The sequence below is a fragment of the Halomonas sp. EF61 genome (assembly GCF_040147045.1).
GTDB lineage: Bacteria > Pseudomonadota > Gammaproteobacteria > Pseudomonadales > Halomonadaceae > Halomonas > Halomonas litopenaei.
On sequence record NZ_JAMSHM010000003.1, the window covers coordinates 23019 to 44297 of the forward strand.

A 21279-nucleotide genomic window follows, 5' to 3' on the forward strand; every position below is an offset into this window, starting at 1 on the left:
AGGGAAGGAGTTTCGCTCGATGTTGACCATCGTGATGTACCACTATGTCCGACCGCTGGCCGGGTCGCGCTATCCGCGCCTCAAGGCGCTGGAGCTTGCTGCCTTTCGCGCTCAGCTCGACCATCTCGAGCGGCACTATCGGCCGGTGACGATGGAACAGGTGATCGCCGCCTGGCGCGGCCAGCAGACATTGCCCGAGCAGGCGGTGCTGTTGAGCTTCGACGACGGCTATCGTGATCACCTCGAACATGTGCTGCCGGAACTCGAGCGACGCGGCCTTCAGGGTAGCTTCTTTCCCTGCACCGGTACCCTGCGCGACGGCCTGATCCTCGACGTCAACAAGATCCAGTTCGTGCTGGCCAGCGTCGCTTCCACCGCAGAGTTGCTGCCGGCCCTGGCCAGGGCACTGGACAAGCGTCGCGAGCGTCATGGCCTGGGGACCTACGAGGATATCCATCGCAGGGTCTATCATCGGCTGTCGCGCCAGGGACGCTTCGATGACCCCGATACCCTGTTCTTCAAGCGCCTGCTGCAACGGGAGTTGCCCTTCGCGGTTCGCCATGACGTCATCGATGAGCTGTTTGCGCGCTTCGTCAGCACGGACCAGCGAGCCTTCGCCGAAATGCTCTATCTGAGCGATGCCGAGGTCCGCCAGCTGCACGAGGCCGGCATGCATATCGGCTGCCACGGGGATCAGCACTTCTGGTTCGACAGCCTGACGCCCGAACAACAGGGCAGGGACCTCGAGGTCAGTCTCGCTCATCTTCGAAACCTGGGGGTGCTCGGCGACGACTGGGTGATGTGCTATCCCTACGGTGGCGTCGACGAAGCGCTGCTGGGTCGTCTACGCCAGCTTGGCTGCGCCGCCGGGCTGACCGTGGCTTCGCGACAGGCCGACCCGGCCCGGGACGACCCCTTGCTGCTGCCGCGCCTGGACACCAATGATCTGCCCAGCCAGGCCGCTGCCTGCCCTGGCGACCCGGCGACCGTCCAGGTTTGATAGCTGACCACATCCTCGTCCACCTCCACGTCTTCCCCATTTGCGCCGAGCTTGGCGCGGCCCCGGCGGTTTGCCGCCAGCCTACCTACCATGCACAGGGATCTTGTCATGACAGCGTGCACGCAGAGCACGACGACAGCGTCTGTCGCCGCCGGCGACGCCATGATGGCCATGTTGGCCGACCTCACTCCGCTGAATCGGGTGATCTGCTCGAGCGACTACGACGCCACGGTGGCCTACCTGGCCGAGCGCTGGCCGCTCAGGGAGCATCGTTTCGAGGCCTCTGACGTCCACAATGGCTGGGTGATTCCGCCCAGGTGGGACGTACTGGAGGCGGCCATCTACAAGGATGGCGAGTGTATCTATGATGGTCGCTGGCATCCCATGGCGGTGATGGCGCTGTCACTGCCGTTCCGAGGCACGGTCTCGCGAGAAGAACTCAAGTCCCACCTGCATTTTGATCACCGCTACGACGAGCGCATCCCGTTCCATTTTCGCCAGCTATTTACCAGCTGGCAGCGTGACTGGGGGTTCTGCGTGCCACGTCGTCTTGTCGAGAGTCTTGCGCCTGGTGACTACGAGGTGGTGATCGAGACCCGTGAGGCGCCGGGGTATCTGCGCTGCCTGGACTATCACCTGCCGGGTCAGCTCGAGCAGACCATCGTGCTGGGGGCCAACCTGGATCATCCTGGTGTCGCCAACGATGGTCTGTCCGGTGTGGCGGTGGGGCTCGCCGTGTTCGAGGCGCTTGCCGCGCGACCCAGGCGCTTCAGCTATCGACTGGTGCTGGCCCCCGGCATCATGGGCACCGAGTACTACCTGGGGCGGCTTCCCGCCGCAGAGCGCGCTCGACTGTTCGAGGGTGTGATGCTCGAGATGCTGGGCTCGCCCACCATACTCAATCTGCAGCGCTCACGAGGTGCCGGATCGAACATCGAGCAGGCGTTGTCGCGCGTGCTCAGCGAGGGTGGGCACGACTACCGCGAGGGCGCCTTCGAGAGCCTGCTGCTCAATGACGAGTACCTGTGGGAAGCCTACGGCATCCCCATGGCCTCGCTATCGCGCTATCCCTATCCCGAGTATCACACCGACGCCGATAACCTTGGCTTGATGTCGCCGCAGCGCCTGCTCGAGGCGCGTGACGTGGTGCTCGCCGCCATCGACGATATCGAGTCCTCGCCGCTGATCAAGAAGCGCTTCGAGGGCAACGTCTGCCTGTCGCATCCCCGCCATGACCTCTATGTGGATCCTGGCCAGGTCGCCTTCGGTGACGTGCCGGACGAGTCACGCCGGCGGATGCGCCTGTTGATGGACTCCATCCCGACCTTGACGCGTCCGACCACCGTGCGCCAGCTGGCCAGGGAGGTCGGCCTCGAGGAGAGCGTGGTCCACGACTATCTCAAGCGCTGGCGCGACTGTGGCCTGGTGGAGCTGGTATGAACCGGGCGAGGGAGGAGGTGAGTGGCGAGCGCGCGCATCCGTCGGGTGGGGCAGGAATACCGCTTCAGGAAGGGATCGACACAGGGGGGGCAGTGCCGGCGACGAGCACGCAGGCGTCGTTTGGCCGAAGCGTCTTTATCTGCTGCAAGCCGCTGCAGTTTCTGACCTGTGCCTCGATCGTTCGTCACTATCGAATCGAGCAGGCGCTGGTGCTGCTGGTGGCCGAAAGCATCGCCGAGTATGACGCCTTCTACGCCTTTGTCGAAGCAAGCCACCATCGATCTCTCTTTGACGAGATACGCCGCGTGCCGACCCAGGCCGCGGCACGCGAGGCGCTGGGCGCCTTGCACTACGACAGTCTGTTCATCGACAACGATCGCACCAGCAAGTACCTGCTGCTGGCGCCGCTGAAGACAGGCTGTCTGTGCCTTTACGAGGAGGGGGTCAGCACCTACTTCAGCTCCTATCTCTACGAGATGCCTCTGTCCAGGCGGTTGAAGTGGAGCCTGGTGGCCCTGGTGCGCGGTTGCGGACTGCGTTTCGGAGGCGGCCGCAGGACCGACCTGGTGTTCGTTTCGCGGCCGCGGACCTACGCCCGATTGAATCCACGCCTGGCGCACAAGGCGCGCTATTGCCCGGGGCTCGTCGGCGAGCTGGAGCAAGGCTGGGAGGACTGGCAGGCACTGCTGTCGCCCTGGCTCGACCGGCTGACGTCGGCAACGCCGGCGCTGGTACTGGGTACCTGGGGGGGCGGCGATATCTCCGCCGAGAAGCTTGCCGAGCTCAAGCGACGTCATCCCCTGTTGCTGTTCAAGCCCCATCCCCACGACGGCTGCGCCTGGCTCGATGCTGATATCCAGGTGCTGGAGCAGCCGTGGATTCCCGCCGAGGTGTGGATTCGTCTACTGGCTAGCCGGGTCGACGAACTGGTGGTGTATCACTATTCCTCGTCTTCTGAACTCTACTGCCTGGATCTGCTCGACAGGGTGACCTTCGTCGACCTCAAGGGCGACGTTCATATCCGAAGAGTCTGCGATCTGGCCGTGGGCGATCCCGGTCACGACGACATCGACCATGTGGCGATTGCCTGAGAAGGACGCTGTCCGTCCAGCGCCTGGCCCCCGTGGTAGTCGAACGGCATGCCTGCACGTCAAATGAGTGAGCTTACCGCCGATGGTTCCCATCCCTTATGTCACCTCCGCCTGGGACGTGTACTCCGCCCTGGCGGTGTTCGTGCTCGGTCTGTGGCTTGCCAGAGCGGTGGGGCGAGCCTTCGGGCTGTCTTACATGCTGTGTCTGCCGCTCTATCTCTGGCACACGGCCTTCTGCGTGCTCTACGCCTGGTTCGTCAACGGCGACGGCGGAGATTCCTTGATGTACTACCGGGCGTCGTTGAACGACGGCGTCGAGTTCTCCTTTGGCACCGCCGGGGTGATCGTGTTCACCTCGCTGTTCACCCAGGGGCTGGGGCTGTCGTTTCTGGGGACCTTTCTGGTGTTCAATCTGGCCGGCTATGTCGGGCTGCTGGCCTTCGCCGGCAGTCTCCATCAGGCCATTGCCGAGCGTGCCCTGGGTATTCGTCTGCTGGCGCTGGCCGTACTCTTTCTGCCCTCGATGCACTACTGGGGCTCCGCCATCGGCAAGGATGCGCTGTCGTTTCTGTCCATGGGGCTTTCGCTGTGGGCGGCGCTTGATCTCAGACGCCGTCACCTGCTGATGGTGGTGGCGGTCATGATCATGCTGGTGGTGCGACCGCACATGGCCGGTATACAGCTGATCGCCTTGGCGGCTGCCTTCTGTCTGCAGCCCGGCGTCGTGCTGTGGCAGCGGCTTTTGCTGGGGACTGCGGCGCTTGCCGGGGCGGCGATCATCGTACCCCTGGCGCTGGATTACGCCGGGGTCGGCAGCGGCTCCGATGCCGATCAGGTGATGAGTTACATCGAATTGCGGCAGAGCTACAACCAGACCGGCGGCGGTGCGGTGGACATCGCCTCCATGAGTCTGCCGATGCAGCTTTTCACCTATATGTTCAGGCCTCTGCCCATGGAAGCCAGCAGTGTGTTCCAGCTGGCGTCCTCGGTGGATAACGTCATCCTGCTGTATCTGATGGTGGTCGGTGGCATCGCCGCCATCACCGGGCGCAATGCGCCTCCCGCCAATCGACTGTTTCTGTGGTTTTACCTGCTGCTGGCCTGGACCATCCTGGCGATGACCACTGCCAATCTGGGCATCGCTGCGCGTCAGAAGTGGATGTTTACCCCGGTGCTTATCTATCTGTTGATGTCCGTCATGGGGCGCCCGCGACAGACAACCACCGACGCCGAATCGTCCGGGGGCGCTACGCCGTCTGTCGAAAGCACGCCAAATGGAGTGGCGAGATGATCAAGCGACTGTTGATGGTAGCGAGCTACCCCGAGTCCATCGTCGGGTTTCGCGGTGAGCTGATCAGGGAGATGGTCGCTCGCGGAATCGAGGTCCATGTCGCCGCGCCCGTGGGGGGGAGGGGCGCTACCGGTGACGCCGGCGGTGAGGGTGACGCCGAGCGTTCGGCTGCTTCGTCGCGTCTTAAAGCCAGTCTCGAGGCCCTCGGCGCGACGCTGCACGATATCCCGCTTTCGCGCACCGGCATGAATCCGCTGGCCGATCTGAAGACCCTGGTGGCTCTGATGAGATTGATGCTGCGGGTACGCCCCGATGGGCTTTTTGCCTACACGATCAAGCCGGTGGTCTACGGGGCACTGGCTGCCTGGGTGTTGGGGGTGCGCCAGCGCACCCTGCTGGTCACCGGGCTGGGGTACGCCTTTACCGGCACCCAGGAGGGCGCCCAGGGTGGCGCCCAGGGTGGCAACAAGCGCCGCTTGATCAAGGCGCTGGTGCGGCGGTTGTACCGCGTTGCTCTGGGGCGGGCTCATATGGTGCTGTTCCAGAACCCGGATGATCGTCGCCTGTTCATCGAGGAGGGGATTCTCCTTGATACCACGGCGTCCCGGGTGATCAACGGTTCCGGAGTGGATCTGGCGCATTTTTCGCCGGTGGCTCCAGCGACAGAGCCGGTCAGCTTCCTGCTGATCGCTCGGTTGCTGGGTGACAAGGGGGTGCGCGAGTACGCCGAGGCGGCGACGCGTATCCGCCAGCGCCATCCCCAGGTGCGCTTTCGCCTGGCGGGTTGGCTGGACGACAACCCCGACAGCATCGCGGCGCACGAGCTTCAGACGTGGATCGATGACGGCGCCATCGAGTACCTCGGTCGACTCGATGATGTCCGTCCGGCCATCGCCGAATGCAGCGTCTATGTGCTGCCGTCCTATCGCGAGGGGACCCCGAGAACGGTGCTCGAGGCCATGGCCCTGGGGCGTGCGGTGGTGACCACCGACGCGCCGGGATGCCGCGAGACCGTCGCGCCCGGGGTCAACGGTTATCTGGTGGAGGTGAAAGACGTCGACGCCCTGTGCCTGGCGTTGCAACGCTATCTGGAAACGCCGGCGTTGATCGTCCAGCACGGCCAGGCCTCCCGCGCTCGCGCCGAGGAGCGCTACGACGTGCACCGCGTCAATCACAGCATCCTCGACGCCATGGGGGTCGAGACGGCGTCGTCCTGCCCGGCAGGGCTCGACCCCAGCGTGGTGAGATGATGATGGCCAAGCGTTGTCTGGATGTGCTGGTGGCCGCCTCGTTGCTGGTCCTGCTATTCCCCTTGATGCTCGGCATCTGGGGACTCGTCCGGCTGAGGCTTGGCAAGCCGGCCTTCTTCTTTCAGTGGCGCCCTGGGCTGCATGGCCGTCCCTACCGCTTGATCAAGTTCAGGACCCTCGCCCAGCGCTGTGACGAGCAGGGACGCACGCTGCCCGACGAGCAGCGCATGACGACGCTCGGGGGTTGGCTGCGGGCGTCCAGCCTGGACGAGCTGCCCGAGCTCTGGAACGTGCTGAAAGGCGAGATGAGTCTGGTCGGGCCACGCCCGCTGCTGATGGAGTACCTGCCGCTGTATGACCGGTACCAGGCCCGTCGCCACGAGGTACGACCGGGGATCACCGGATGGGCTCAAGTCAACGGCAGGAATGCGCTTTCCTGGCGCGAGCGCTTCCAGCTTGACGTCTGGTACGTGGACCACCACAGCCTGGCGCTCGATATCAGGATACTGGCCATGACGGTCGTCAAGGTGCTGCGCCGCGAGGGTATCAGTGGCCAAGGAAGCGTCACCATGAAGCCCTTTCGAGGCAATGAATGACGCCCCGGGATACCGACTCGGTGGCCGCGGTCTTGCCGCAACGGGGCTGGCTGACAGCGCTCAGACGTCATCGCTTGCTGTCCCAGGTGTTGCTGGTAGCCGGTGGCACGGCGGGGGCACAGGCGCTGAGTCTGGCCTTTGCGCCACTCATCACCCGTCTGTTCAGCCCTGACGCCTTCGGCCTGGCCGGCTCCTTCAGCGCCCTGGTCAGTGTCGTCGCGCCGCTGGCGGCCCTGACCTACCCGGTCGCCATGGTGTTGCCGCCGCGCGACGAAGACGCCCGGGGGCTGGCCCGACTCAGCATGGGGTTGGCGGTGCTGCTGGCGCTGGCTGCCGTGGCGGCGCTCACTGTGCTGCAACCACTACTGGATCGGCATCTCGATCCGAGGCTTGCCGCCATGCTGATCTGGCTGCTGCCTGTGGCCATGCTGCTGGCGGCCATGCAACAGGTCATGCAGCAGTGGCTGATTCGGCGCCAGCGATTCGGGGTGACGGCCAAGGTGGCGATGATCCATGCCCTGGTCCTCAACCTGGCCAAGGCGACCGGCGGAGTGCTGCATCCGGTCGGGGTGACGCTGGTGCTTGTCACCGCCGCCGCCAGTGGGCTTAACGCCTTGCTGCTGTGGTGGGCAGACCGGCGACTCGGTGATGGTCTGGTCGGCGGGGGCCGGGGCGCCCCATGGCGGGAACTGGCGCGTCGCCACCGTGACTTTCCCTTGTATCGCGCACCCCAGGTGACGCTCAACGCCTTGTCGCAGTCGTTGCCGGTGTTGTTGCTGGCGGCATTCTTCGGTACCGCAGCCGCCGGGCACTACAGCCTGGCGGCCTCGGTACTGGCCGCGCCCATGGTGCTGCTGGCGAAGTCGGTCAACGACGTCTTCTATCCCCATGTGGCCTCGGCGGTCAACCGCGGCGAGCCGATTACCGCGTCACTGGCGAAGACCACCCTGGTGATGGCGGCGGTGGGGCTCGTCCCCTTTGGCGCCATGGTGGTGCTGGGGCCCTGGCTGTTTGCTCTGCTGTTCGGTGACCCCTGGTGGCAGGCGGGCGAGTACGCACGCTGGATGGCGGTCTGGCTGTACTTTGCCTTTCTCAACAAGCCCAGTGTGGCCTCCATCGCCAGTCTGGGCCTGCAGCGTGGTTTTCTGATTTACGAGGTACTCAGCGTGCTCGGCCGTGTGGCCGCGCTGTATGTGGGGTTTCGGGTGTATCACAGCGATCTCGTTGCGGTGGTGGCCTTCTCTCTGGTGGGCGCCATGCTCAATCTGGCGCTGGTCGGTGTGACCCTGTTGCGGGCAAGACGGCGTGACCAGGGATTGATCAAGACGTGAGAGCGCTTCTGTACAAGGGATTATCGTATGACAGGATTTCAGCGAGCCTTCGACAGGACGGAGAAGCTGGGGTGGCGATGCGCTCTGGGGGTGGTCGACCGCCTGTCGCCGCGTCTGGCGACAAGACTGGTGCACCGGCGAGAGTACGGGCAGCGGCTCGAACTCGACGATCCCAGGGATTTCAATGACAAGCTGCAGTGGCTCAAGCTTTACGGTGATCGTCGAGGGCTTTCGCGCTGCGCCGACAAGTACGCCGTCCGACAGTTCGCCGCCGAGCGAGGCTGCGCCGTTGCCCTCAGTCGACTGATCGGCCTCTACGAGAGCGTCGATGCGATCGTCTGGGAGGAACTGCCGGCGCGCTTCGCGCTGAAGTGCACCCACGGTTGCGGCTACAACGTGATCATCGACGACAAGCGCAAGGCGGACGAGCGAGCGGTGAAGCGACGGCTGCAGCGTTGGCTGAAGGAGCGCTACGCCCGACGTTATCTGGAGTATCACTACGACGCCATTCCCCCGAGAGTGCTGGCCGAGGAGTACATCGAGACCGCTACCGGGGGCGTGCCCGTGGACTACAAGGTCTACTGCTTTCATGGCCGCCCTCGCGTGGTGCTGGTATGCACCGACAGGGGAGGCGACATGCGTTTCGACTTCCATGATCCGGCTTGGCATCGGCTCGAGCTGAATGACCGGCAGCATCAGAGCGCCGCTGGCGTGGCCCGTCCTCGAGCGCTCGACGAGATGCTCGAACTGGCCGAGCGGCTGTCGCGGGGTTTTGTCTTCGTCCGGGTCGACTTCTACGAGCGGGAAGGGCAGGCGGTGCTCGGTGAGATGACGTTCACACCCGGGGCGAACGTATCACGGCGCTACAACGCCTACGGACAGCGCTACCTGGGCGACCTGATCGATCTGACGCAGGTGGGCCGGCGCTGCCGACACGACCGCGAAGTAACGGCAGGGCGGTCATTGAGCTTCAATGGAACCGTGCAAGGAGCGGACAATGGCGGTCATGAATGAGTGGATGGGCGCAGCCAAGTCCCGGCTGTGGACGTTGGGGATGTTGGGGCTGGATGCCTTCTCCAACGAGCAGGCGACGCGACTGATGCACCAACGCAAGACCCGGCGTCGCCTTGACCTTCGAACCCCCAGGCGCTTCGACGAGAAGCTTCAGTGGCTCAAGCTGTTTCATCGTGACCCGCTGATGGCCAGGTGCGCCGACAAGCTCGGGCTGCACGATTACGCGAGATCCAGAGGCCAGGGTGCGATTCTCAATGATCTGCTGGGCGTCTATCGCAGTGTCGACGAGATCGACTGGGAAGCCCTGCCAGACGCCTTCGTGCTGAAGTGCAATCACGGCTGCGGCTACAACATCCTGGTGCACGACAAGTCGACCCTGGAAAGGCGCAAGGCCAGCCAGGATCTGTCGCGCTGGATGACCGAACGCTATGGGCGTCGCAAGCTCGAGTATCACTACGATCAGATCGTGCCGCGGATCTTTGCCGAGCGCCTGCTGGACAGCGGGGGGAGGGACGCGCCCCTGGACTACAAGGTCTACTGCTTCAACGGCGAGCCGTTGGTGGTGCTGCTGTGCGCCTCGGACAAGGGGCAGACTCGCTACGCCTATTTCGATCGAGACTGGGGACCGCTTGAGCTGATGGCAGCCAAGGTGCCGATCATTACCGACACCGCTGATCTGGCCCGTCCAGCTTGTCTTGAACCACTGCTCGAGTCCGCCCGCGCCTTGGCCGAGCCTTTTGCGTTCGTGCGTGTGGACTTCTACATCGAGCACGGCCTTCCCGTTCTCGGTGAGATGACCTTTACGCCCTCGGCCAACATGGATAATGGCTACAGCGATGAAGGGCTCGATTATCTTGGCTCGCTGATTCGGCTTCCGCAGGAGCGCTCATCAAGGCGATCCGACGGTGGCAAGGTCGCGGCTCCCAGGTAAGTCAGGGCCGAACCGTCAGGAGGGAAACCTATGCAGGTCTCGGTGGTGATACCGACCTATAATAGCGCCGCTTTCGTCGAGCGAGCCCTGCTGTCCGTGGTAAGCCAGACCGAAGGGTTGAGCCACGAGATCCTGCTGGTGGACGACTGTTCGGATGATCGTGAGGCGCTCTCGCGGCTGGTGCAGCGATACGAAGCCGTCAGGCTGATCGAGAAGCCTGCCAGGTCCAACGCCGCCGTGTCCCGCAACCGGGGACTCGAGGAGAGCCGTGGGGCTTTCGTCTTCTTTCTGGACTCCGATGATGCACTGGCACCAGGGGCACTCAAGCGCCGCATGGCCATGCACCGCGATAGCGGCGCCGGCGTCATCTTTGGTAACTATCTCGCGCGCCTCGCCGACGCCTCCCGCCTGAGCGCGTCGCGACTTCCGGCCTACCGCGGCGGCGACATGCGTCACTACCTGTTCGTGGAGCGTGGAGACGTGCGTTCTTCCACCCTGTCGCTGTGCAAGGCCTTTTGGCAGGGGACGCGCTTCGATGACGCGACGCGCAAGCACCAGGACTGGGTCTTCGCCATTCGTGCCTTTCACCAGGGCGAGCGTCTACTGTTCGACCCGCAGCCGACCGCAGTCATGGACGTGACGCGCCAGGGCCGCATGAGCTCCAGCGCCAATCTGGATGCCAGTCGTTACGTGGTCAAGCGCTACCTGTGTCAGGACCATCATCGCAACGCCTTTTCCCGACGCCAGTGGTTGTCCAGCCTGAGCAGACGAGACCTTACCGCCTGCCGCTTTCAGGTGGAGATATTCACCCCCGGTAACTGGCGCGAGCGGCGGGATCTCGCGCTATTTCGATTGGTCAGTCACCCAGTGCTGATCGGAGCTGCCTCCGCGCTGTTGACGTTGGCGCTGAGGTTGCGACGCCTGGGCTCCAGATCGGGCGCGATGCAGCGTTAAGTCTCCCCTGAGACGCCATCGTGCTCGTTCAAGCCCGCCCGACCATTGGTCATGCTCGAACGAAGAGCAAAGGAAAAGGACGCCATGCAAAGCCCTGTTCGCAGCCCTGTTCGAAGCGCTATTCGAAGTCCTATGCAAAAGATTGCCTTGTTTCTGCCGTCGCTGCGGGGCGGCGGCGCGGAGCGGGTCATGGTGCTGCTCGCCAATGGCTTCGTCGCGGCCGGTCATGAGGTCGACCTGGTGACCGCCAGCGACGAGAACGTCTACCAGGCGGAAATCGCCCCCGGCATTCGCCATTTCAGCTTGGGCGCCTCCAGGGTCGCCAGCAGTCTGTCTGCGCTGGTGCGCTATCTGAAGCGCGAACGGCCCGCCGCCCTGTTGTCGGCGATGGGCCACGCCAACGTGGTGGCGGTAGCGGCGCGGGTGATGGCCCGCCTCGACTGTCGACTGGTGGTGACCGAGCACACCAACTATTTTGCAGTGACCGCCAGAAACACCGGCTTCAATGCCCGGGTGATGCGGCGGCTGATGCGCCATGCCTATCTGCGAGCCGACGCCGTGGTGGCGGTCTCCCAAGGTGTCGCCGATGACCTGGCCAGAGGCCTGGCGCTGGACCCCTCTCGGATCGAGGTCATCTTCAATCCCATCGTCGACAAGCGGCTGGTGCAGCTCGCCGAGTCGTCGGTGGAGGATATCGGCGAAGTCGGCATCGTCGCGGTGGGACGCTTGATCGAACAGAAGGGTTTCGACGTGCTGCTCGATGCTCTGGCACGCCTGCGTCAGCGCCATGAGCACCGAGAGGTGCGACTGACGATTCTCGGCGAAGGACCGCTGCGAGACACGCTGCTTGACCAGGCGCATCGTCTCGGGGTGGCCGACGCCGTATCGCTGCCCGGGTTCGTCGACAATCCTTTTGTGTATATGCGCAAGGCCCGGGTCTTCGCGTTGTCGTCCTACGCAGAGGGGTTGCCTAGCGTGCTGATCCAGGCGATGGCCTGCGGCACTCCGGTGGTAGCGACTGACTGCCCCTCGGGCCCTCAGGAAATTCTCGAGGGCGGGCGCTGGGGGCGGCTGATTCCCATGGGCGACAGCGAAGCGCTTGCAGACGCGCTCGACGAAGTACTGGCGCGTGACGAGCATCCACCGGTTCACCAGCGCGCCGCCGATTTTGGCGCCGAACTGGCCGTCGAGCGCTACCTTGTTCGCCTGAACAGCGGCGTATCGTCGATGGCGTCGCAGGGCTGAGTTCTGGTGCGCCTGCGCAAGGCTCTGTGCTCGGGCCATCCGCGGCAAATCTCGGCCACCGCCATTTCCGTGGCACCTCTGCGTTTTCCCTGAGCGACTGCGTTGTTGTCGCTTTCTTGCCCATCACAGGATGTGTCTGCCCATGTCTGTGCGCGTACTTCATGTCATCACCGGACTCGGTACCGGTGGCGCGGAGCGAAATCTCTACAATCTGCTGGCCGCAGGCGTCAGTGCCCCGGACGAGGTCGCAGTGATCGCCCTGATGGACGAGGGTAGCTACGGGCCACGTATTCGCGAGCTGGGCATCGAGGTCCATGCCCTTGGCATGCGCCAGGGAATTCCCGCGCCCTGGACCCTGCCTCGTCTGGGTGCTCTGGTGCGACGTTTCGCCCCTGACGTCATTCAGGGCTGGATGTACCACGGCAACCTCATGGCCAGCATGGCGGCTCGCCTGTGCCGCCAGCGGCCGGCGGTGAGCTGGAACGTGCGCCAGTGCCTCTACCAGATCGAGCGCCACAAACCATTGACCCGGTGGGCCATTCGCGCCAACCGACGGCTCTCGGGCGGGCCCGGGGCGATCGTCTTCAACAGTCGCCTGTCTCGGCGGCAACATCGCGACTTCGGCTTCCGCGATGACGCAGCACTGGTCATTCCCAACGGCTTCGATACCGCCGCCGTGGCGCCGGATTCGGCCAGCCGGCAACAGGTGCGGAAGCGTCTGGGGTTCACCGATGAACAACGGGTGGTGGGGCATGTGGCCCGATGCCACCCGATCAAGGATCATCCCAATCTGTTGCGGGCCTGCGTCACCGTCGCCGAACGAATGCCTCTGGCACGCTTTCTGGTGGTCGGTCGTGGCGTCGATTTCGATGCGCCGGAGCTGGCCGGCATCGTGCCGGACGAGTACCGCTCGCGCTTCTTGCTGACGGGTGAGCGAGACGACGTGGGTGAGCTGATGCAGGCGATGGATGTGTTCTGTCAGAGTTCATGGCTCGAGGCCTTCCCCAATGCCCTGGCGGAGGCCATGGCCTGCGAACTGAGCTGTGTGGCGACCGATGTCGGTGACAGCGACTACATCCTCGGTACCAGCGGACGCATCGTGCCACCACGAGATAGCCAGGCCCTCGCCCGGGCCTTGCTGGAAGCCTTGAACGAACCTGCCGACAGGCGCCGGGAACGGGGACGAGAGGCAAGAGAGCGCATCGTGAGCGAGTTCGGACTTGATCAGGTGGTTGAGCAGTATCGGCAGTTGTACCAGCGGATCGGCCTTCCGGCGCAGATCGGTAGCCTGCCGTCTGCACCGTCCTCTGAAGCATCGACCGAAACAGTTTCCGAAACAGCTTCCGAACCAGCTTCTGGACCATCGACTCGACCATGAGTCACGCCACGTGCGCTGAGTGGGAGCGAGTTTACGACAGCGTCCCATCTTCGTATCCGGGGATGCCCCGACAAGACCTCCGTAGAGAGAACCCCCTATGCTCAATGGCCCCTTCGCACCCTGGCCCTGCTTCGATGAAGGCGACGCCGAGGCGGTATCGCGCGTGCTGCTGAGTCAACGCGTCAATTACTGGACCGGCGACGAGGGCCGCGAGTTCGAACGCGAATTCGCCGCCTGGACAGGCGCCCACCACGGTGTCGCCGTAGCCAACGGCACCCTGGCGCTGGATCTGGCGCTGCATGCCCTGGATATCGGACCAGGGCACGAGGTGATCGTGACCCCCAGAACCTTCCTGGCGTCGGTGTCGGCCATCGTCAATGCGGGCGCTACCCCGGTGTTTGCCGACATCGAGCGTGACTCTCAGAACCTGTCGGTCGCCAGCGTCGAGGAGTGCCTGAGCCCACGCACCCGCGCCATCGTCGCCGTCCATCTGGCGGGCTGGCCCTGTGACATGGATGCCCTCGGTGAACTGGCGCAGACCTTTGGTCTTTCGATCATCGAGGACTGCGCCCAGGCACACGGTGCGCGCTATCGTGGCCGCAGCGTCGGCACCTTCGGTGATGTGGCGGCCTGGTCATTCTGTCAGGACAAAATCATGACCACCGGCGGGGAAGGGGGCATGGTCACCACCGACGACCCTGGGCTGCACCGGCGTATGTGGGCCTACAAGGACCACGGCAAGAGCTGGGAAGCGGTCCATGAGCGGGCCCACCCGCCGGGGTTCCGCTGGCTGCACGACAGTTTCGGTACCAATTGGCGGATGACCGAGATGCAGGCGGTGCTGGGAAGACGCCAGCTCGCGCGCATGGCACAGTGGAGTCAGCGCCGCCGCGCCAATCTTTACGCCATTCTCGACGCCGCCGATCGCTGTCCGGGACTGCGGGCTCCGCGTCCGCCCGCACACATCGTCCATGCCGGCTACAAGGCCTATGTGTTTGTCCGTCCCGAACGCCTGGCCGAGGGCTGGAGCCGCGACGCCATCATGCAGTGTCTCAATGCCCAGGGGGTGCCCTGTTTCAGTGGTAGCTGCTCCGAGGTCTACCGGGAACGCGCCTTCGACAACACTCCCTGGCGCCCGGCGCGGCCGTTGCCGGTGGCCAGGGAACTGGGAGAGACCAGCCTGATGCTGCTGATCCATCCGACCCTGACCGAGGAACAGATGGACAAGACCTGTCGGGTGCTCGAGGAGGTCATGGCGCGGGCAACGCAGCCTGCACTCTGTCCCGAGTGACGTTGTCGCTGTGGGGCTGTCGACGTCAGTCTGTTGAGCCTGTGGAACGCTGTTGAGCGTGGCCGCGGCTACGCCTCAGGAAAAACCGCAATGGGCAGGGCCTTCGGGTCTTGCCCATTGCGTTTCTGGGGCACCATTTTGGCTGTCTGCCGGGCACCTCTTGCACCTGCGCCGCCTCAGCGATTGGCCAGGCGGCAGCGGAAGGAAGGAAGGAAGGAAGGGAGGCAAGGCGATGGCCGCTGCAGATGTCCCTGGCGTAGTGACAAAGGTTAGAGGCGCAGATCCGCCGCGCCCTTGGGCAGCAGATACTTGAGGTCATACAACACGTGTTCCGGCTTGCCCCAGCCGCGGATTCGCTCGACCCCGATATCACGGAATTCGTGGTGAGCGACGGCGATGATGACGGCGTCGTAGGCGCCGGGTTCCGGTTCGTCGACAGGGCGAAGGCCAAAGGCGGCCACCGCCTCGTCACGGTCCACGTGGGGGTCGAGCACGTCCACCGCCACGTTGAACTCGCGCAGCTCGTCGATGATATCGATGACACGGGTATTGCGCAGGTCCGGGCAGTTCTCCTTGAACGTCAGGCCCATGATCAGTACCCGGGCATCCTGCACATGGATGCGTCGCTTGGCCAGGCACTTGATCAACTGATTGGCCACGTAGGCGCCCATGCCGTCATTGATACGGCGGCCGGACAGGATGACCTCGGGATGGTAGCCAACCTGCTGCGCCTTGTGGGTCAGATAGTAGGGGTCCACGCCGATGCAGTGCCCGCCCACCAGGCCAGGACGGAAGGGCAGGAAGTTCCATTTGGTGCCGGCCGCTTCCAGCACCTCTTCGGTGTCGATGCCCAGACGCTCGAAGATGATGGACAGTTCGTTGATCAAGGCGATGTTGACGTCGCGCTGGGTATTCTCGATGACCTTGGCGGCCTCGGCCACGGTAATCGAGCTGGCTCGGAAGGTGCCGGCGGTGATGACCGAGGCGTATAGCTCATCGACGAAGTTGGCGCTGGCCGGCGTCGAGCCGGAGGTCACCTTGCGGATGTTGGTGACCCGATGCTCGCGATCACCGGGATTGATGCGCTCCGGGCTGTAGCCGGCGAAGAAGTCGCGGTTGTAGCGCAACCCGGACAGCTTCTCGATGACCGGGATGCACTCGTCTTCGGTGGCGCCAGGATAGACCGTCGACTCGAAGATCACGATATCACCTTTGGCAATCACCCTGCCCACCGTGGCACTGGCCCCCAGCAACGGTGTCAGGTCGGGATTGTGCTGGGCGTCGATCGGGGTGGGGACCGTGACGATGTAGACATTGGCGTCGGCCAGCCTGGCCGGCTGATAGGTGAAACTCAGCAGCGGCGCCAGGTTCAGCTCGCCTGGTGTCACTTCTCGTGTGGTATCGATACCGTCGTGCAACTGAGCGATACGCTCGGCACTGATATCGAAGCCCAGAGTGGGGTAGCGCTTGCCGAATTCGACCGCCAGCGGCAGGCCGACATAGCCAAGCCCGATGACCGCGATGCGTGCCTTGTCCAGCGTCAGTGAATGTTCCATGGGGGCCTCGTGTCAGCAGAACCTGGGGGATCGGCGCTAGAGTGGCTTTGCCGCAAGCGCAAGGGGGGCGGGGCTGGGGTCTGCGGCGCCAGCGAGTCGTCGTGTCGGAGAGGGCGGCTGGGCCATGTGCTGGCGCCAGACAAGATCGGCGATACCCCCAGTGGGGCTGTAACCGGTGGGCGGCAGGCGCAGCAGTTCCCTCACGCGCTCGAGTTCAGCGCTGTCCAGTGCCGAGCGCAGCTGCTCCAGATAGGGGGCCAGTTGCGACCAGGACCAGTAGCCTTCGTTGGCGGTCATGATCCGTGGGTGCTCCGAGGGCTGGTCGTTCTGCCCGATCAGCAACTCCTCGTAGAGCTTTTCGCCGGGACGTAGTTGGGTGAAGACGATGTCGATCTCGCCGTTGGGGTTGTCGGCCGTGCGAGGCTCCAGTCCCGACAGCCGAATCATCTGCCTGGCGAGATCGAGAATCTTCACCGGTTGCCCCATGTCTAGCACGAATACGTCTCCCCCCCGGCCCATGGCGCCTGCCTGGATGACCAGTTGCGCCGCCTCGGGGATGGTCATGAAGTAGCGGGTGATCTCGGGATGGGTCACGGTGACCGGGCCACCTTGTTGAATCTGGCGCCGGAACAGGGGAATCACCGAGCCAGAGGAACCCAGCACGTTGCCGAAGCGCACCATGCAGAAGCGGGTGGTCGACGATTGCTCGGCCAGCGCCTGACAGACCAGCTCGGCGAGGCGCTTGCTGGTGCCCATGACGTTGGTGGGGCGCACCGCCTTGTCGCTGGAAATCAGCACAAAGGTCGATACCCCACTGTCGATCGCCGCTCGCGCAGCGGCCAGGGTGCCAAAGGTATTGTTCTTGAGGCTTTCGACCATGTTGTGCTCGACCATGGGCACATGCTTGTAGGCGGCGGCATGGTAGATGGTGTCCACCTTGAAGCCCTGCAGGATGATGCGAAGACGCTTTTGATCCTGAATCGTGCCGAGAAATGGCTTCAGCTCAACAGCAAGGCTCAGGCTATCCAGGAACCCCAGAAGCTCCTGTTCGATCTGGTACAGCGAGTACTCGCAGCTATCGAAGAGCAGCAGTTGGCGTGGACGTTGAGCCAGTATCTGTCGGCACAGTTCCGACCCGATCGAGCCGCCGGCACCGGTCACCATGACCACCTGGTCGCGGATATTGGCGTCCATCAGATCCTGTCGCGGGGGGACCGGGTCACGGCCCAGAAGTTCTTCGACACTGACGTCACGAATATCTTCGATCTTCGCTCTGCCCTGCACCACATCATCCAGGCGTGGAATGGTCTGAATCGTGATATTGAGGGGTTCCAGTGATGCCACTATCTCCTGGCGACGTCTGCGTCTGGCACTGGGAATGGCGAGCAGGATCTTTTCGATGTTGAGGCGCTCGACCAGCTCCGCAATATGACGAGGAGAGTGGACCTCGAGACCTTCGACATGGGTGCCTTCCATGCCGCGCCAGTCATCGACGAAGGCCACCGGAAGGTAGTCACTTCCCTGGCGAAGAGAGGCCACCAGCTTGCAGCCTGCAGAGCCCGCACCATAGATAAGCACCCTGGGCTTGTCCTTCATCAGACGATGCTGGTAGAGGCTTCTCAGCGCAAAACGCGTGCCGCCGGTCAGCAGCAGGCTGAGCAGGAAATAGTCGAACAGGACGCCTGCAGGAAGCGGGGAGAATATCGCGCGGCCAAGCAGGTCAAGCACCAGCGTCGAGGTGGCAACGCCAATGAACAGGGTCACGATAGCGCGGCTTCCGACGTATCTGAGTACGGCGCGATAGAGGCCTAGCTTGATAAAGACGACCAGGGAAATCGCCGTGACAAGTACGTTCAAGGCGTAGGCGGAAGGGGCGCGCATAAAGGCGCCAAAAAGCCCGTTTATGGCCATGGATACGACGAGGCTGGTCTCGATAAGCATGATATCGGCGACGAGCTGAAATATCCTTTTCTTGCGACGAGGGAGTCGCAAGGCGGCTTCGATCATGTTGCCCATGGTAGGGATCCCCTGCTTGGAAAATCGTCCATATTTTAGGAATTTGTTTGGACGACTATGCTGTTTCCTCGTTGTCTGGATTGGCTTTACGATGTGCTATTCCTTTCCTGCATCATATCTACATTGGAATATTTCACCAGCGTCAAAAAACTCCCATTGGTTGATGGTTTTGATAATTGGTCAGCTAGATTTAGAGAAGTCATTTCCATGCGTGAAATTAGTGGTGTGTGTATGGTTTGATGGTATGAAGCGATTCACGTCATGGTGGCGAAATTTTTAGATGCCCAAGGGAAATGTGCTCCTCCTCCATTGAAGTCAATGCAAAGGTGTTGATAATGGCGGGTATGCAGGGGTTTCGTAAGATTTACTGTGCAGGAAGTTAAAAGGTGTGCAGTTGTAGTCTGGTGAAGGGAGGAGAAACGCGGTTGATTGATACGGCAAATGTTATTAGAGACTTTGCCGTAGAGTATTAGATATTGACCAATCGTCGGACTAGTGAAGCCCTGTTGGTGCTCGGTTCAGGGCGTCTCCAGTACGGCGGTCAAACGTGGCGAGAGTGCCGTGGACGGATCTTGCCAGCACCATGGGAGTAGGGAACAGATGAAGGTGCTTGTTACCGGGATGGCAGGGTTCATCGGCTCGACGCTGGCCGTACGTCTGGCCCGTGACGGGCTTGAGGTGGTCGGTGTGGACAACCTCAATGACTACTACGACGTGTCCTTGAAGAAAGCGCGGCTGGCACGTCTCGAAAAGCTGCAGAACGTACGTTTCGTGCGGCTGGATCTGGCCGATCGCGAGGGTGTCGACCGGCTGTTTGCCGACGAGCGGTTCGATCGTGTCGTGCACCTGGCGGCACAGGCGGGGGTAAGGTACTCCTTGACCCATCCCCACGCCTACGTGGATGCCAACCTGGTGGGGCATCTCAATGTGCTCGAAGGATGCCGGCACCAGCAGGTAGAGCACCTGCTCTATGCCTCGTCCAGCTCTGTCTACGGCATGAATCAGGTGGTGCCCTTCGCCACACGCGACAATGTCGACCATCCTGTCAGCCTCTACGCCGCGACCAAGAAGGCCAACGAGCTGATGGCGCACACCTACTCCCACCTCTACGGATTGCCGACCACCGGACTCAGGTTCTTCACCGTCTACGGCCCCTGGGGGCGACCGGACATGGCGATGTTCCTGTTCACCAAGGCGATCCTCGAAGGTCGTCCGATCGACGTCTACAACCACGGGGAGATGTCGCGGGACTTTACCTATGTGGACGACATCGTCGAGGGCATCGTGCGCTTGCTGGAAGTGGTCCCCAGCGCGGACCCCGACGTCGGCGTGGTCGACGACTCACCGGATCGCAGCAGTGCACCCTACGCACTTTACAACATCGGACACGGTAGCCCGGTGGGGCTGATGGACTTTATCCATGCCATCGAGGCGGCACTGGGGCGCAAGGCCGAGTACAACTTCCTGCCGATGCAACCGGGCGATGTTCCTCGGACCTGGGCCGACACCACTGCACTGTATCGCGCTACCGGCTATCAGCCGCGCATCGGGGTCGAGGAGGGCGCGGCTCGATTCGTCGACTGGTATCGCTCCTATCATGGCATCGTCGCCTGAGCCATGCGCACGCCGCCGGGTGTGGCAAGGCACTATCGGGGATGGCCGGCGCAGTCCTCGTCGGCCATCCAGGGGCTGGCACTGTTCGTCTTCCTGTCCAGTCTGCTGACGCTACCCTGGGCGTATCGGTTCACCGGAATGCTGCTGGTGTCACTGGCGGCGATGGCGGTGCTGGTGCGGCGCAGTCTTCCCCGGGACGCCGAGTCCCTTGCATGGGTGGCAATGCTGGCGCTTTTCGGTTGTCAGCTGGTGTTGGACGCGGGGCGTAGCGGGCCGCCCCTGGCGCGTTATAGCGTGCCGTCACTGCCCTGGTGGCCCTGGCTTGGGCTGCTTTTGTTATTGGCATGGCGTGCCAGGCCTCCCTCGCTTTACTGGTGGTGGCGCGGGATTACCCTGGGGGCGGTGCTATCCGGGCTGAAGGCGCTGTATGACCGACTGATCGAGGATGAGCGTCGGGCTGGAGATCTGATCAACGCCATTCCCTTTGGTAATCTCAGCCTGGTGCTCGGGGTGCTCAGCCTGGTGTGGTGGCTCGACAACGTCAGTGAAGGGCGGCGCGGCCTGTTCCTCTGGTGGGCGGCGCTGGGAGCGGTGATGGGTCTGCTTGGCTCGCTGCTGTCCGGCACCCGGGGCGGCTGGCTGACCCTGCCGCTGGTGATGCTGGTGCTGGTCCTGCGTCACGGCCGGCGGGCGCGCCTCTATTGGTCGACGCTTACACCCCGCCGGCGCTTCGCCATCCAGCTGACCGTCACCCTGGCGATCGGCGTGGCGACCCTGGTGGCACTGCCTCGGCTGTGGGCACTGGCCGAGGATATCGTCCTGCTATGGCGCCAGGGGGCCGTCGACACCAACGCGGGCTTGCGCTGGCATCTGTGGGGCATCGCTGGCGATGCGTTCGCTGCCCGCCCCCTCTGGGGCTGGGGAGAGGATGGTCTGGTCGCCTGGCTCGAGACACTGGTCGCGGCGGGCCGGCTGCCGGAAGGCATGGCCGGAATCGGGTTCCAGCTTCACAGTGACGTGCTGGACACCGCCGCTCGACGTGGCCTTGCGGGGGTGGCGCTGCTGCTGCTGTTCTATGGGATTCCGTTGGCGAGTTTTTTGCGTCGCCTCGATCATGGCGATGGCCAGTGTCGTGTGCTCGCCCTGTCCGGCGCGCTGATCGTGGTGATGTATGCGGGGTTCGGCCTGACCCAGACGATGTTTCGTGACCCCCATACCTTCAGCGCCTATCTGGTGATGTGCACCGCCTGCTTTGCCCTGCTGAGATCGCGAGGCTGAACT

17 protein-coding genes are annotated in these 21279 nt (G+C 63.4%); 15 read left to right on the forward strand and 2 right to left on the reverse strand.

Annotated features, from left to right (window positions below):
* Positions 1-19 precede the first annotated feature (19 nt).
* The 13 genes from NFI08_RS15045 (at position 20) to NFI08_RS15105 (ending at position 14812) form a co-directional block, all read left to right on the forward strand.
* Complete coding sequence (locus NFI08_RS15045; protein ID WP_287165528.1) at positions 20-1000, forward strand: polysaccharide deacetylase family protein; 981 nt, start codon at positions 20-22, stop codon at positions 998-1000.
* A gap of 108 nt (positions 1001-1108) precedes the next feature.
* Positions 1109-2440: a DUF4910 domain-containing protein gene (locus NFI08_RS15050; RefSeq protein ID WP_287165530.1), complete on the forward strand. Its 1332-nt coding sequence runs from the start codon at positions 1109-1111 to the stop codon at positions 2438-2440.
* Between the two features lie 92 nt (positions 2441-2532).
* Positions 2533-3531, forward strand: coding sequence for a hypothetical protein (locus tag NFI08_RS15055; RefSeq protein WP_108449008.1), 999 nt, complete (start codon positions 2533-2535; stop codon positions 3529-3531).
* An 82-nt stretch (positions 3532-3613) separates the two neighbouring features.
* Positions 3614-4822, forward strand: coding sequence for a hypothetical protein (locus NFI08_RS15060; RefSeq protein ID WP_205254675.1), 1209 nt, complete (start codon positions 3614-3616; stop codon positions 4820-4822).
* A complete protein-coding gene (locus NFI08_RS15065; protein WP_108449009.1) occupies positions 4819-6072 on the forward strand; it encodes a glycosyltransferase family 4 protein in 1254 nt (417 codons plus the stop codon). The genes NFI08_RS15060 and NFI08_RS15065 overlap by 4 nt, the downstream gene beginning before the upstream one ends.
* 2 nt (positions 6073-6074) lie before the next feature.
* Positions 6075-6668 carry a sugar transferase gene (locus NFI08_RS15070; protein ID WP_108449026.1) on the forward strand — a complete coding sequence of 198 codons (594 nt, stop codon included), beginning with the start codon at positions 6075-6077 and terminating at the stop codon, positions 6666-6668.
* Entirely contained in the window at positions 6665-7999 is a 1335-nt protein-coding gene (locus NFI08_RS15075) for a lipopolysaccharide biosynthesis protein (RefSeq protein WP_287165532.1), read from the forward strand. Before NFI08_RS15070 ends, NFI08_RS15075 begins: the two co-directional genes overlap by 4 nt.
* A 27-nt stretch (positions 8000-8026) precedes the next feature.
* The gene (locus NFI08_RS15080) at positions 8027-9013 is read left to right on the forward strand and encodes an ATP-grasp fold amidoligase family protein (protein ID WP_287165533.1); all 987 of its coding nucleotides are present in this window, start codon (positions 8027-8029) and stop codon (positions 9011-9013) included.
* Positions 8997-9944: an ATP-grasp fold amidoligase family protein gene (locus tag NFI08_RS15085; protein WP_287165534.1), complete on the forward strand. Its 948-nt coding sequence runs from the start codon at positions 8997-8999 to the stop codon at positions 9942-9944. Before NFI08_RS15080 ends, NFI08_RS15085 begins: the two co-directional genes overlap by 17 nt.
* Before the next feature lie 30 nt (positions 9945-9974).
* Positions 9975-10898, forward strand: coding sequence for a glycosyltransferase family 2 protein (locus NFI08_RS15090; RefSeq protein WP_287165536.1), 924 nt, complete (start codon positions 9975-9977; stop codon positions 10896-10898).
* A 132-nt stretch (positions 10899-11030) separates the two neighbouring features.
* Positions 11031-12143 (forward strand): glycosyltransferase, encoded by a 1113-nt coding sequence (locus NFI08_RS15095; RefSeq protein ID WP_287165538.1) that lies wholly within the window; start codon positions 11031-11033, stop codon positions 12141-12143.
* Between the two features lie 142 nt (positions 12144-12285).
* Positions 12286-13521: a glycosyltransferase gene (locus tag NFI08_RS15100; protein ID WP_162816465.1), complete on the forward strand. Its 1236-nt coding sequence runs from the start codon at positions 12286-12288 to the stop codon at positions 13519-13521.
* Positions 13522-13618: 97 nt separating this feature from the next.
* Complete coding sequence (locus NFI08_RS15105) at positions 13619-14812, forward strand: DegT/DnrJ/EryC1/StrS family aminotransferase (RefSeq protein ID WP_287165541.1); 1194 nt, start codon at positions 13619-13621, stop codon at positions 14810-14812.
* 269 nt (positions 14813-15081) lie between these two features.
* Here NFI08_RS15105 and tviB read toward each other — a convergent pair whose 3' ends face one another.
* Positions 15082-16368: a Vi polysaccharide biosynthesis UDP-N-acetylglucosamine C-6 dehydrogenase TviB gene (gene tviB, locus NFI08_RS15110; RefSeq protein ID WP_045993356.1), complete on the reverse strand. Its 1287-nt coding sequence runs from the start codon at positions 16366-16368 to the stop codon at positions 15082-15084.
* A 36-nt stretch (positions 16369-16404) separates the two neighbouring features.
* Positions 16405-18249, reverse strand: a complete 1845-nt coding sequence (locus NFI08_RS15115; protein ID WP_287165543.1) for a polysaccharide biosynthesis protein — start codon at positions 18247-18249, stop codon at positions 16405-16407.
* A gap of 735 nt (positions 18250-18984) precedes the next feature.
* Between NFI08_RS15115 and NFI08_RS15120 the strand changes: the two genes are divergently transcribed.
* Together NFI08_RS15120 and NFI08_RS15125 are read left to right on the forward strand one after the other, a co-directional pair.
* Complete coding sequence (locus NFI08_RS15120) at positions 18985-19998, forward strand: NAD-dependent epimerase (protein ID WP_287165544.1); 1014 nt, start codon at positions 18985-18987, stop codon at positions 19996-19998.
* 3 nt (positions 19999-20001) lie between these two features.
* Positions 20002-21276 carry an O-antigen ligase family protein gene (locus tag NFI08_RS15125; RefSeq protein ID WP_287165545.1) on the forward strand — a complete coding sequence of 425 codons (1275 nt, stop codon included), beginning with the start codon at positions 20002-20004 and terminating at the stop codon, positions 21274-21276.
* The last annotated feature ends 3 nt before the right edge of the window (positions 21277-21279 follow it).